At 41.0% G+C, this 13,960-nt stretch carries 10 protein-coding genes, 2 tRNA genes and 1 pseudogene; 9 read left to right on the top strand and 4 right to left on the bottom strand.

Annotated features, from left to right (window positions below; all coding sequences use genetic code 11):
- The first annotated feature begins 321 nt into the window (after window positions 1-321).
- From MXE38_RS04920 to MXE38_RS04950, 7 genes and pseudogenes are all read left to right on the top strand, one after another.
- On the top strand, window positions 322-984 hold the full coding sequence (locus MXE38_RS04920) for a flagellar protein MotX (RefSeq protein WP_246912777.1): 663 nt from the start codon (window positions 322-324) through the stop codon (window positions 982-984).
- A 304-nt stretch (window positions 985-1,288) separates the two neighbouring features.
- Window positions 1,289-2,695, top strand: coding sequence for a signal recognition particle protein (gene ffh, locus MXE38_RS04925; RefSeq protein WP_246912779.1), 1,407 nt, complete (start codon window positions 1,289-1,291; stop codon window positions 2,693-2,695).
- 274 nt (window positions 2,696-2,969) lie between these two features.
- Window positions 2,970-3,200 (top strand): annotated as a pseudogene (gene rpsP, locus MXE38_RS04930) (30S ribosomal protein S16); the annotation flags it as partial.
- A 148-nt stretch (window positions 3,201-3,348) separates the two neighbouring features.
- On the top strand, window positions 3,349-3,879 hold the full coding sequence (rimM, locus tag MXE38_RS04935) for a ribosome maturation factor RimM (protein WP_246912783.1): 531 nt from the start codon (window positions 3,349-3,351) through the stop codon (window positions 3,877-3,879).
- Window positions 3,880-3,948: 69 nt separating this feature from the next.
- Window positions 3,949-4,695 carry a tRNA (guanosine(37)-N1)-methyltransferase TrmD gene (gene trmD / locus MXE38_RS04940; protein ID WP_246912792.1) on the top strand — a complete coding sequence of 249 codons (747 nt, stop codon included), beginning with the start codon at window positions 3,949-3,951 and terminating at the stop codon, window positions 4,693-4,695.
- Between the two features lie 29 nt (window positions 4,696-4,724).
- Entirely contained in the window at window positions 4,725-5,075 is a 351-nt protein-coding gene (gene rplS, locus MXE38_RS04945; protein WP_246912794.1) for a 50S ribosomal protein L19, read from the top strand.
- A gap of 176 nt (window positions 5,076-5,251) precedes the next feature.
- The gene (locus MXE38_RS04950; RefSeq protein WP_246912796.1) at window positions 5,252-7,729 is read left to right on the top strand and encodes a hypothetical protein; all 2,478 of its coding nucleotides are present in this window, start codon (window positions 5,252-5,254) and stop codon (window positions 7,727-7,729) included.
- 237 nt (window positions 7,730-7,966) lie between these two features.
- On the opposite strand, the gene MXE38_RS04955 is transcribed toward MXE38_RS04950, so the two are convergent.
- The 4 genes from MXE38_RS04955 to MXE38_RS04970 all read right to left on the bottom strand — a co-directional run bounded on the left by MXE38_RS04955 (window position 7,967) and on the right by MXE38_RS04970 (window position 10,050).
- A tRNA-Met gene (locus MXE38_RS04955) sits at window positions 7,967-8,043 on the bottom strand.
- A gap of 87 nt (window positions 8,044-8,130) precedes the next feature.
- Window positions 8,131-8,207, bottom strand: a tRNA-Met gene (locus tag MXE38_RS04960).
- Between the two features lie 163 nt (window positions 8,208-8,370).
- Entirely contained in the window at window positions 8,371-8,691 is a 321-nt protein-coding gene (locus MXE38_RS04965) for an isoamylase early set domain-containing protein (RefSeq protein WP_246912798.1), read from the bottom strand.
- A gap of 642 nt (window positions 8,692-9,333) precedes the next feature.
- Window positions 9,334-10,050, bottom strand: a complete 717-nt coding sequence (locus MXE38_RS04970; protein ID WP_246912799.1) for a MutH/Sau3AI family endonuclease — start codon at window positions 10,048-10,050, stop codon at window positions 9,334-9,336.
- Between the two features lie 469 nt (window positions 10,051-10,519).
- On the opposite strand from MXE38_RS04970, the gene MXE38_RS04975 reads away from it, so the two are divergent.
- Window positions 10,520-11,047 carry an RNA pyrophosphohydrolase gene (locus MXE38_RS04975; RefSeq protein WP_246912800.1) on the top strand — a complete coding sequence of 176 codons (528 nt, stop codon included), beginning with the start codon at window positions 10,520-10,522 and terminating at the stop codon, window positions 11,045-11,047.
- A 296-nt stretch (window positions 11,048-11,343) separates the two neighbouring features.
- Window positions 11,344-13,653, top strand: a complete 2,310-nt coding sequence (gene ptsP, locus MXE38_RS04980) for a phosphoenolpyruvate--protein phosphotransferase (RefSeq protein ID WP_246912801.1) — start codon at window positions 11,344-11,346, stop codon at window positions 13,651-13,653.
- Window positions 13,654-13,960 lie beyond the last annotated feature (307 nt).

Raw genomic sequence — 13,960 nt, forward strand, 5'->3', positions numbered from 1 at the left:
GTGGGGAGCCATTTTAGAGCTTAAAAATAAGCAAGCTGATTGAGCTATTTATAAAATTAAATTAGCTATCAACATATTAATTAATTAAAAAAAATTTACCAATAAATAGCTAAATTTAGCGATTTATAGCCCCTTATGAGTTGATATTTCTTTATAATAGGGAAATTTTTGCCATCTTGGCAAAAAATTAAAGAATTGGCAAAGCCGTTCCGTTAGTACAAATATGAAAATCCGAAACTAAAACTATTTAAAGAGGGCTCATTTATGAGACAGCGCTTAGCACTAGCAATAGCCTTTTTGGCTGGCTTTTCTAGCTGTGCTATGGCTTCGGTTTCTTCTACCTATGATAAAGTCACCGATGCTCAAGCTTTAGTAGCACGTAAAGCTATTGAAAGTACACTAGAAAAATATAAAGACGATAATACAGCAGTTAATGTATACACTGTTGATGAGCTCAATACTTATGTAGACAGTGGTGTCTACGTTCAGGTTATTCGTGATCGTGATAAGTGTCAGTTTACCCCTGATATTGAAGATCGTGCACGTATTGTAGGCATGCCTGCTTTTGAATATGTTTGGGGTGATATGTTGATCTCAGGCATTTGTGTTAAGCAGGATGTTGAATTAGGTTTAGATTACCTACAAAAGTCAGTTAATCACGCATATGCTCCAGCAATGATTAAGTTATCTGACTATTATGAGCGTGGTTATTTAGTGCCACGTAATAAAGAAAAGGCTGTAACTTTAATGCGTACAGCTGCTTCTTTAGGCTCTCGTACTGCTCGTTTACAATGGGCTGATATGTTGGTACGAGGTCTAGGTGCCCCTGCATATTATGAGGAGGCTTATTCTTGGCTCTATCATTCTCTGTACTTTACAGAGTATGAGAAAACTAAGCGTAACTTCTTGCAAAATGAAATGCAAAAGTTAATGCCACCTAATATTGTCGCTAGAGCCATGGGTGATGGCTTCTACGATATCTAGCTAAGTTTTACGCAAAAAGATTTAGTTTCGGTTCAAACCCCGACATCAGTGCTGGTGTTGGGGTTTATTTTTTACCAACAGCGAAAATAATCATAGATTTAGCCTATATAGTTAGTAGTGTATAATATTGAAGCCGTGATTGAGCTGTGCTTTGCTTATTAGTGCTTTATACATAATAGTAGGGCTGTTTGATCTTGTTAACTGAGAATACCATTGTGAATAGTAAATGGGTTAAGCCATACTAATCAATAGCACAGACAAGGTAATTCTTTGTGTTTAATCTCGTTAGAGTTTAGTTATCTTTATGTTTGAAAGTTTAACCGACAGACTTAATAGAACCCTGAAAAATATCTCAGGTCAGGGACGTATTACTGAAGACAACATCAAAGATACCTTACGTGAAGTACGTACTGCTTTGCTTGAGGCTGATGTTGCTTTAAGCGTAGTAAAAGATTTTACTTCTAAGGTAAAAGAGAAGGCCCTTGGTGTAGAGGTTAATACCTCATTAACCCCTGGTCAGCAATTTGTAAGTATTGTGCATCAACAGCTCGTTGATACCATGGGTTCAACCAATAGTGAGCTTAATATTGCTCACCAGCCTCCAGCTGTTATTTTGCTCGCAGGCTTACAAGGTGCTGGTAAGACCACCTCTGCAGCTAAGTTAGCTTTATACATTAAAGAGCGTTTAAAGAAGAACGTCTTAATGTGTTCTGTGGATACTTATCGTCCTGCTGCTATTGACCAATTACATACTTTAGCTAAAGAAATTGGTGTTGATTCCTATCCATCAGATCCAACTAGCACTCCACAGCAAATTGCTAAAGATGCCTTAGCTGAGGCCAAGCGTCGCTTTATTGATGTTCTTATTATCGATACTGCTGGTCGTTTAGCTGTTGATGAAGACATGATGAGAGAGGTTCAAGAGCTCCATCAGATCTGTGAACCAACAGAAACCATGTTCGTAGTTGACGCTATGACTGGTCAAGACGCAGCTAATACTGCCAAGGCTTTTGCTGATGCCTTGCCTTTAACTGGTGTAATTTTAACTAAGGCTGACGGTGATGCCCGTGGTGGTGCTGCTTTATCTGTACGCCAAATCACTGGTAAGCCAATTAAGTTTATTGGTTTGGGCGAAAAGGTTGTTCCTTTAGATCCATTCCATCCAGATCGTATTGCTAGCCGTATTTTAGGCATGGGTGATGTGCTCTCTTTAGTTGAGACCTTACAAAACAATGCCGATAAGGAAAAAGCAGATCGTCTAGCCGCTAAGATCAAGAAGGGTGAAACCTTTGATTTAAACGACTTCTTAGAGCAAATCCATGAAATGAAAAAGATGGGTGGTATTTCTGAGTTATTAACCAAATTACCTGGTGGTGAAAAGTTAATGGCTCAGGCAGGTAGCACCTTTGGTGATAAGCAATTATCCCATGTTGAGGCTATCATTTACTCTATGACTCCAAAAGAGCGTGCTCACCCTGAAATTATTAAAGGCTCACGCAAAAAGCGTATTGCCAATGGTTGTGGCTTAGAGGTGCAAGAGGTCAATCGCCTGCTCAAGCAATTTGAAACCATGCAAAAGGTTATGAAAAAGATGAAGGGCGGTAAGGGCATGAGAGGCATGATGAACGCTATGCGTGGCATGGCAGGCATGCGTAACATGTTTGGTGGCGGTGGCGGTGGTATGCCTCCAATGGGTGGCTTCCGTCGTTAGTCTCTAGCAATCAATTAAAAAAATAAGGGCAGGATTTAATCATCCTGCCCTTATTTTTTAGCCATACTAATGAGGTAGTGAACTTTGGAAAATAACACACCCAAATTATTTTTGCTAGACTCAAATTGTAAAAAATGCGTTATTGATCTTGATTTTTTGTATAAAAGCTGTAAAATCGCTTTTCTGTATTGATAACTTGGCTGATGCGCAATCTAGATTTTTAATCAGATATGCACCTCTCAGCTGTGAACGTATTAAATAGGTAAATTACGAAATGGTAGTCATTCGTTTACGTCGCGCTGGCGCTAAGAAGCGTCCTTTCTATCACGTAGTAGTTGCTGATTCTCGTTATGCAGCAACTGGTCGTTTCATCGAGCAAGTTGGTTTCTTTAACCCAATCGCTCGTGGCCAAGAAGTTCGTTTAAACTTAAACATCGATCGTGTTAACTACTGGAAGGGCGTTGGTGCTCAGCCATCCGATCGTGTAGCTCGTTTAATCAAGGATTTCGAGTTAGGTCCAGAGGCTGTTGCCGCTTACAAGACCGCTAAGTACGAGAAGGCTGTTGCTGCTCGTAAGGCTGCTGCTGAGGCTGCCGCCGCTGAGGCTGCTGCTTCTGAAGCTGCTGAAGCTTAATTAGCATTACTTCCAGCTTATGGCTGATGATGCACCACGCTCCATGGGTAGACTAGGTTCTACTTATGGCTTAAAGGGCTACTTAAAAGTTCAGTCCTTTACCGAGCAACCTGAAAACCTTTTTGACTACTCGCCTTGGTTTATTCGTCGGCGTGGGGAAGATTGGCGTGAGGTTCAGGTCGAAGCTTGGAAGCCGCATGCTGACGGCTTTATTGTTAAGCTAGATGCGGTTAATGTCAAAGAAGAGGCTGCTCTTCTTACTGGCATGGATATCGGGATCAAGCGCTCAAGCTTGCCCCCACTTGAAGACGATGAAATTTATTTAGTGGATCTGGAAGGATGCACTGTCATCGGACTTGAAGGTGTTAACCTCGGTATTGTATCGAGGGTTGTGGATCAAGGAGCTGCCCCTTATATGGTGGTGTCTCCCTCTGACCAAACTAAGGGTGGACCTCGTCAAAGGCTCATTCCTTATGTTAAAGGCCCAATTGTTACGAAAGTTGATCTCGATGTCAAAACAATTTGGGTTGAGTGGGGCGAAGATTACTAAGCCATTCTTTTAAGGATGAATAGGTTTTAAACCTACGTTTATTTGTGTCATCTTTTTAAGGAAATTGCTATGTGGTTTGGTGTAATTTCGCTCTTTCCTGAGATGTTTAAAGCGGTAAGTGAATCAGGTGTAACTTCCCGAGCTGTCAAACGTGGTCTTATTGACATTAATGTTTGGAACCCTCGTGATTTTACTCATGACAAATACCAAACAGTGGACGACAAGCCTTATGGCGGTGGTCCAGGTATGCTCATGAAGGTTCAACCGCTTGCGGATGCAATCAGCGCAGCCCGCTTGCAAGCACCTCCAGGAACGAAAGTCGTCTATATGTCTCCGCAAGGAGAACGTCTTAGCCACTCACTGGTCACACGATTCCATAACTGGGGTTCGTTAATCCTCATAGCTGGTCGCTATGAGGGCATAGATGAGCGTATCCTTCAGAAAGAAGTCGATCTGGAGGTTTCGATCGGTGACTACGTGCTCTCGGGTGGTGAAATCCCTGCAATGTGCGTCATCGATGCGGTATCACGTATGGTTCCTGGTGTTTTAGGGGATATACGTAATGCCTATGAGGATTCTTTTGCCGATGGTTTATTGCACTTTCCTCAATATACCCGTCCTGAGGTAGTAAATGGGATGGGGGTTCCTGAGGTATTAATGAGTGGCAATCACGAAAAGATCCGCCGTTGGCGACTGCAGCAGGCTTTAGCCCGCACTTACGAGAGGCGTCCTGATTTATTGCAGTCAAGGTTACTAAATCGTGAAGAGCAAGAGCTACTTCGCGAATACCTAGAGCAAAAAGAGCTCAAGGTCTAAAAAAGATTTTATTTTAGGGTAGGTAAAAAATGGCTAGCCATCCAATTATTGACCAGCTTGAGAAAGAGCAACTCCGTCAGGATATTCCACAGTTCAATCCTGGTGATACCGTTCGTGTAGAAGTTCGTGTAGTTGAAGGCGACAAGTCTCGTTTACAGGCTTTCGAGGGTAACGTTATTGCTAAGCGTAACCGTGGCTTAAACTCTTCTTTCACCGTACGTAAGATCTCCTCTGGTGAGGGTGTAGAGCGTGTCTTCCAGACCCACTCTCCAATGATCGCCTCTGTTAAGGTTACCCGTCGTGGTGACGTACGTCGTGCTAAGCTTTACTACTTACGTAGCCGTACTGGTAAGGCTGCTCGTATCCGCGAGAAGGTCTAATCTAGATCGTAAATTTTGGTGCTATCCACTATTGCTGATAGCACCTTTAGCGGCTCATACTAAGACTAGTCTTGAGCCTACCAAGAGCCCTATATGTAGCCATATAGGGCTTTTGTTTTTTTTAGCATCTGCATTGAGCGATACTAATTTTTAGCATTATCAATCAAGAGTTAACTATGAAGGAACCACCAGTAGTACTACCGCCGCTAAAGCTACACAAAGGTGCCAAGCATACCTATGTTTTCACCTACCGTGGAGTTTGGGAACCAGCAGTTAAAGATGAGGCTGGAAATATCATCAAGAAGGGCAGAGCTCGCAGCGTTGATCGCAAAACTGTGGGCAAAATTGATGATGGTCAGCATACTGGTGTAATTAAGTTTTATGATGCGTTTTTGAATGATTATCCAGAGCTCAAAAACTATATCGTGATTCGTAATTCAGATGGCACCTTCACTTTTAATAAGCGCTCTGAGGTAGCGGATAATGCCAAAGCTACCATTGAATCAGCCCTCAACACCAATCACAAGTCCCCAAAGCCTACAGCAGCAGCCACAGCTACCGCAACCACTGCCGCAGCTACCGCTGCTGCAGCTGCCACAGCTACCGCTGCCGCAGCAGCTGCCGTCACTAGCGCTAGCGCAGGTGCTAACGCTGCCATACCAGTAGTACTACCGCCTCTAAAGCTACACAAAGGTGCCAAGCATACCTATGTTTTCACCTACCGTGGAGTATGGGAACCAGCAGTTAAAGATGAGGCTGGAAACATCATCAAAAAAGGACAAACTCGCAGCGTTGATCGCAAAACTGTGGGTAAAATTGATGATGGTCAGCATACTGGTGTCATTAAGTTTTATGATGCGTTTTTGAAGGATTATCCAGAGCTCAAAAACTACATTGTGGCTCGTAATGCAGATGGCACCTTCACTTTCCATAAGCTATCTGAGAAGGAGATTCACGCAAACGCAACGCTTGAAACAGACTTCGACACCAATCACAAGACCATAATCAAGCCCCCAAAGCTTACCGCAGCAGCCTCAGCCACAGCTACCGCTGCCGCAGCTACTGTCGCTAGCGCTAGCGCAGGCGCTAACGCTGTCACAGTCGCAGATGTTAAGAGCAATGCTTATGGTGTGTTCTTAGGTACTAAGAAGGCGGGAGCCATTGTTTATCTTGATCACTTGTCCTCTAAAACAGGCGTTAGAGCAGCTCTTATTAAGGCCTTTAGTGAGTCTACAGATGCAAAGCTTCATAATGCTATTAAGTTTGCTAACTTCATTGAGACTGTACTCTACAGCATGCTTATTTCTGGGGAAAACACCTTAGATAGTCTTCCTAAGTTTTGCTCTGAGTATGTCTTAGCTAATGGGGGTTTGGGCAATAAAACAACCTTATTAAAGTACATCAATCAAATTGATGAAGCCTTTGTAGAAAAGTTCCACCAGAACTTTGTTCAGGACTACCTCAAAAGCAATAGCTATAAAGCTCTAAAGAATGGGCTTATGGTTTTTGCTACTAGCACTGAAATTGATAGTGCCCTCCACAGTCAGCTTAACATTCAGTTCATTTGCGATGCTGATAAGAGCCTACTACCAATTTGCTATGAAGTGGGTAGCACCAGCGCTGGCGCTGGCTCTGGCACTGGCACAAGCGCCATTAGCAGTAATTCCAATAAGCCATTACCCTTAGTTGATGTTAAAAACAAGTTTGCCCCTTATGATATAAGTCCTGATAAGGTCTGCATTGTGGCTGACAAGGAATATTATTCTGATGATAATATTGCAAGTCTTTTACGCAGTGGCGAAACTTTTATCTTTAACTGCAAGCTAGGTGACGGAACTGTTGTTCAGGAGGTTATTGAGCAGGCAATTTCACAGAATATTTATGGTAATAGCTCTTTCTCTGAGCTTAAGAGCGCTACTACAACTTGCGAATCTTTCACAAGAGCATACAGGTATGATGAGTCATCTGTACAGGATAAGAGGGATTGCAAGAAGGCAACAGCAGAAATTAGGTACCATGTTTTCTTTGATAGTGAAATTCATTTTTCGGCTGTAAAGAAGTTGAAAGACACTCTATGCGAGCTTAGCGATGCAGTTGAGAATGGTAAAAAACTTACCCCAAAAGATGAGGAATTACTCAAAAAGTACTCAAACTACGATTTATCAAAGTATGTTGAGAGCAAAACTAATCCTGCTCCTGAGTTTTCATCTATTAAGGTAGAAGAAAACACTAAATATAAGGGATTTTGGGTGTTAGCTACTAACGACTTTAATCTTACCAGTGCTAAGGTTCTTGAAAGATATAAGTCTTTGCAAGCAGTTGATACCTTAATGCATAGTACTAATGAGCTTGTAGTTGGTAGCAGCAAAGCTAAACAGGGCATTAATCTGCGCTCTCATATCTTCTTGCAGTATGTAGTTGCTATTTTCAAAGCTGCCATCAGGCATGATATCGATAGGGCTAATGTTAATGTAGGCTCTAGCATCCTTAATGTACCTACAGATAACAGCTCCTCATACCAAGCTGTGTTTGAGGCTCTTAATGTCATCACTGTTGATGAGTATGCTAATGGTATTGTATGTAAGCCTATTGCAGAGGAGCATGCTCTTATACTCAAGTGTCTAGGCGTGCCTATACCAAAGTCGATGCTCTAATTGCAAAGCACGGGTATTAGATAAGCCTGTTCCATAAGCCCAATAAGCTCAAAAAAGTCATAGAATTACGGTTCTATGGTTTTTTCTTTTGTGTGGAAGATGGGATGGCTGATGCTGGCATAGCGCTGAGCGCTGAAAATATGAGTAAGAAGGGAAATTTTAGAGGGCCCAAAAACGAAAAAAGCAGCCTGAGGCTGCTAATCGTATTGTCTTTGGAGCAGAAAACCAGTTTAGTACTGGTTGCGGGGGCAGGATTTGAACCTACGACCTTCGGGTTATGAGCCCGACGAGCTACCGAGCTGCTCCACCCCGCGACAAAAGAGTTATAAAACTCATAAATGAAAAAAAGCAGCAGAGGCTGCTAGTTTCTTGTTATTGGAGCAGAAAGACCAGTTTAATACTGGTTGCGGGGGCAGGATTTGAACCTACGACCTTCGGGTTATGAGCCCGACGAGCTACCGAGCTGCTCCACCCCGCGATTGAATGAGCCCTATTATAGGGAGCGCTAGATCACATGTCAACTCTTTTTTAAATTTTTTTAAAATTGAGGTTGAATATTGACTAGTTTTGCAGTGATATGGATCTCAAATTTTGACAAAAAATATAAAAAAAGCCCAAACATGAATTGTTTGGGCTGGTAATTAGTTAGTGTGAAAAACTGAGTTTTCTTCACCATAAGGATTAGGTGCATAGCTTTCTGCATCCCAGTCGTTTTCAAAACGCTCTTGACCATCTTCCATGATGTATTTAAAGCGATACTGATAGCTTGGCTGAATGCTTGTTGGCACTGAAATAGAGCCACAGTAGGTACCATTTTTTAATGGCTTCATTACTACTGGTTCCCAGCCATTGTGTTCGCAGATTAAGAAAATCTTCTTAGCACCTTGAGCAGCTTCTTTCTTAATGTAGAAAGTAATAGTAACTTTCTTGCCATCTTTAGTGATTCTTTTTGAGATGCTCATAAAACGTCCTCACATATGTGTAAATGCTAAAAATAGGTAAGCCCTTTGTGAGGGGCCTAAGTTACTACGCCTTGGCTTGTTTGTAAGACCGAACTTAAGTACCTACAAGTTGTTTTAGTAAGCAAGAAGTAATTGCTTGAATGGATATACAAATTGAATAGATAAAATAAAAATACACATTCAAAGAATATCCTTACAAGAGATTATAGGACATAAATGCAAAGAACACAAAGCCTAAAAGCCGATATTTATCAAAAATTTTTGAGATATTGGCTACATTGCTAGGTATATCCTACTTTAATGGTTGCAACCTAACTGCCTGTATTTTTACCTCCCATTAACTGCTCTAACCATCCAAGCTACCCTTGATCACGTTCCCATCAAACATATGGTTGTTGGCTCTTACTAGATGATTAGACCTTGGTTTAAGTCTAAGCCAGTACATGGCAGGTTTATGCCTGTTAAGGTCAAGTCTATGGGCCGCTTTATGGTTATTTTGGCCTGTGGCCTTGTGATAGGCAAGCAGGCAAGAAGGTATGTAGGCAAAGCAGGTATGTAGTTAGTCTTGCAAGCTTGCTAGCTGGATAGCTGGCTAGCTTGCTGGCAGGCTGCCTGGCGGATAGTCAGGAGGCTTATAGGGGGTTAAGAGGTGAGGGCGTGGGCTATGAGCTTTTTGGTGTAGCTGGCTCGGAGGTAGTAGCCCTTGGGGCCTGCATAGGTAGTTTGACCTTGGCTATCTCTAATTGGGGTAAAGACGTTGCTATGAGCTGCCTTAGGACGCATTTGAATAATGTTACCTAATGAGCCATTAATGCTACGGGCATTAGAGGAGAAAATAAGCTCACAAAACTCATTGTAGTCAGTGGCTATTTGATTAAGCTCATTTTGATCTGGTTGGTAAAAAAAGTAACCAATAATTCTGCGATCTTTAATAGGTAGTCCCTTAGGGGCTAACAATAAGACAAAAAGAATATTTTTAATTTTGTGGTACAAGGCTGAATGCTCAAAAGGTATATAGCGTTCAGGATTAATATCGGCACTACAAATAAAGGTACTTTCTTGAGGGCTGAGATCTGAATTTACAGGTAAAGTTTTGAGCTCAATTTGCAAATTAAGAAAATCAGGCTGACTAAGATTATGAGCGTTGGCTCCTAAAAATATTTCTAATAATTGGCCACAAAAGCCTTTGCCACTTAGGTTGTTTTCAGGAATATGAACCTTAGCTAGGGTTGCTAACTCTTGTAGCGAACGTCCAACTATTAAATCAAGTCTCTCAAGCAGAGTAGTTAGATCTTTAGGCGGAGCAAAGAATAGTGGGCTATTAAGCTCATTGTTAGTCCAATCTACTGTATTACTCATAACAAACATCCCTTATCCATCTAACAAGGCTAATTTACCAAAAAATTTTGCACTTGTGCCTAGTGGCTATCCAAACTTTGCTACTTTTACCATTAAATAAACTAACTTAATTTAAGCACATAAAAAACTTAACATTTGCTCTTGGCTTTTTTCTAAACAAACATAAGCTAAGATCTGATTAGCGCTTAGCGCTTAGTGGTTAGCCAATGCTCTTAACAACGTTTTAGCATGATTGATGTTTGATTTTGAGAGCTAGCATAATTAATTGTTAGCCTCGATATGTGATAATTAATACTTGAGCAAGATTTATATTCTTTAAGCAAACAATAATCATGGAGGAGCATCTCTTCTAAGCTATGTAGCTCATATATAGCTCAAAGAGGAATGCTCTTTTTCATGTCTTGGATTTAAAGTGAAAAACTTGCTATTAAGGTAATGGTTTGATGATGTTTTGGTATTTAAGATCACTATGAGGTTTAGCGAATTAGATGAAGATGGCTACCGACCTAATGTAGGTATGGTGATCTTTAATAGCAAAGGTCAGGTACTATGGGCCAGGCGTGCTAGACAAAATACATGGCAGTTTCCTCAAGGAGGAGTTAATGATAACGAGACTGAGGAAGAGGCTATGTATCGAGAGCTATATGAAGAGCTAGGACTAAGCCAGAATGATGTCTATATAGCGCAAACTTCACGCCGCTATCTAAGATACCGTGTACCCAAACGTATGCTTGATGATTATAGAGATCGTAACTACCAAGGACAGAAACAAAAATGGTTCTTGCTTGGGCTAACTGATGACGATTGTTTAGAAAGAGCATTAAAATTTAACAATGGTAAGCATCCTGAGTTTGATCGCTGTAGTTGGGTTAGCTATTGGTACCCCTTAAGACATGTAGTAGCTTTCAAGCAGGAAGTTTATCGTAAGACTTTAGTTGAGTTTGCTCCTACTGTCCTTCGTTTAGATAGTTGTGAACTTGATTTAGGTTTATTTTAGTTAAGACATCACAAACTAAAGTATTGTTCTAAGCTTTAGTGGTATTTTGCTATACTGTGTGTGGTATAGAGCACGTGCAATAAGCTAAAAGATTTACATAAGTTTTTAAGGTTAGATTGAGTTTTGAAGTTTGTTTGATACAAAAGCTACTTTTGACTAGACTTTGGTTACCAAAGTTTTCAGGTAGCGCCCGTATAAGTTTATTAGTGGGGCAAAACTTATCTAATCGAATTTTAACAAGGAGGCTTCCGCAAGGATTTAGCTAGTTTTAACTAATTGTTTTGCGGAGTGATGCTATGGACGGACAAATTTTTTTACAAGCTTTGCGCCTGATTACTCAAGAAGTTTCTAAGGAACATGACTTAAAAAAAGCCATGAACCTGCTTGTTCAGCATATCCGTCAAACTACACAAGCAGATTGCTGTTCTCTGTATTTGCTCGATGAATTTCGTAAAAGATATCGCCTCATGGCCACTGATGGCCTCTCCCAACAGGCGGTAGGCAAAGCTACCTTGCGTTATGATGAAGGCTTAGTAGGTGTAGTAGGCACTAGCAGTGAGATCCTAAACTTAGCTGATGCTACCTCTCATCCTAACTTTAAGTACTTACCTGATGTGGGTGAGGATGAGTATTTATCTTTCTTGGGCGTGCCGATTTTAAATCAAGGCGCTAAGCTTGGCGTATTAGTCGTACAAAGTAAGTACAAGCAATTATTTGGAGAGCAAGAAGAATCCTTTATGGTGACTTTAGCTGCTCAAATTGGCTCTATTATTGCCCGCTCTAAGCAAGAAAATAGCGTTGAAGATGATGTCCTACAGCGTCTTAAGGGTATTAGCTCCACAGGTGAAGTAGCTATTGCTCCAGCTTTAGTATGGCAACCAGAAGTATCCTTAGAGGAAGTAAAGATCCAGCAATGTGACGACCCTATGATGCAGGTTGAGCTCTTTAACCAAGTCATGTTCCAATTGCAAATCGAAATGGATCGTGCCACCTTAAAGATGCAAGAGGGTGAAAAGAGATCGGCTGCTTTTGGCTATATTTCAAGCTATGGTCGTTTACTTGATGACTCAACTTTCCAAGATGAGGTAGTTTCTTCTATCGAAGATGGCAAGTATATGGCTACCTCAGCTGTTAAATTTGTTATCGAGCGCCGCCTTAAAGAAGCCCAAATTTCAGGTCAAGATGATAAGGTAATTGATATTCAGGACTTTGGTCAGGTATTAATTTCACGTTTAGTACATGCTTGCAATCGTGAATTTGATATTAGCGAGCCTGTCATTTTGATTATGGAAAGTATCCCTGCATCATTAGTAGCAGATTTGCCTAAAGATAAGATTGTAGGTTTCGTAGCTACCTCCAAAGTTGCCAGTGCCCATGCTTCTATCTTGACTCGTGATTTTGGTATTCCATCAGTCTTGGGTGTTAACCTTAATATCAATGATATTGATGGTCATACCATTATCGTAGACGGTCGCAATTGTGAGGTAATTTTAGATCCTCCTGAGAGTGTAGTAGACGAGTTTAAGCAATTAGTTAATCAAAGCCGTGAACAGCATAGCTTATTTGATCGTGAGATCAATAACTCAGTTGAGTGCTTAGATGGTCGCCATATCACCATTGGTTTAAATGCTGGCTTAAATCAAAAGTCTGATGATATTGTGCAGTGTAGTGACAATATTGGTTTATTTAGAACTGAAATTGCCTTTATGCTGTGTAAGACTTTCCCTAGTGAGCAGCAGCAGTATGACTGGTATGCTCGTATGCTAGAACAGTTTAGCCCTAAAGCTGTATGCATGCGTACTTTAGATATTGGCTCAGATAAAGGCCTATCTTATCTGCCTAATAAGGAGAATAATCCTGCCTTAGGTTGGCGTGGTGTGCGTGTAACTATGGATATGCCTAATATCCTCTACACTCAATTGCGAGCCATGCTTAAGGCGCATCAAAAGTATGGCAACTTAGAGATTATGATCCCAATGGTGTCACGCCTTGAGGAAGTGCTCTTTGTTAAGCAGGCTATTATTGAGGTTGCCAATGAGTTACGCTCCAAGACTGGCGAGGAGGTAACCTTACCTCGTTTTGGTGTCATGATTGAGGTGCCATCTTGCATTTACCTCATGGATGAACTTGCAAAAGAGGTGGACTTCTTCTCAATTGGTAGCAATGACTTAATGCAATACCTATTAGCTGTTGATCGCTCTAATCCAAAAGTACAACGCTTTTATGATTGCTTCCACCCATCAGTGGTACGCTGCTTAAAGGATTTAGTGAACAAAGCTAATGAGCATGGCAAGTTCATTACTGTTTGCGGTGAAAGTGCAGGCGATCCTTTATCTGCATTGTTGCTTTTATCCTTAGGCTATACTTCATTGTCTATGAATTACTCATATATTTCACGCATCAAGTATATTTTGCGCCGTGTCAGCTATGAGCAATTACAAGAGTTGGGTAAAAAGGCTTTAACCTTGAGCTCAGTCAATGAAATACGTTCTTTATATGAGGTGTATGCTATTTCTCAGGGGTTAGGAAAAATTATTGCTCTTTATAAGCAAGAAAATGCTCAGCATGATCCTAATGCTAAGCAAGATCCAAGCATTAACCAATAATAATTTGAACTTAATTTTTTAGTTAACAAGCCCCTAAACTGTCTTTGGTCTTAGGGGCTTTTTATTGATAGCAAGGTAAGTTTCCCATAGTTCGTTAACAACTATACCTGCCTTGGAGCAGACGTTATCTTTAATGATGTTGATTTAGACAGCAAACGAACTTTCGGAAACTTTCACTAGGCATAGTGCCTTGGTAGGTTTTATAATTTCATGTCTTTTGTTTCAGACATAGGAAAGATGCTTAGTCACTTTCAAAACATCTTTCCTATGTCTGTTGTTTGATACAAGCATAGCTTTAGTATGCTTC

The sequence above is a fragment of the Anaerobiospirillum sp. NML120448 genome (genome assembly GCF_023050945.1).
Lineage (GTDB): Bacteria > Pseudomonadota > Gammaproteobacteria > Enterobacterales > Succinivibrionaceae > Anaerobiospirillum.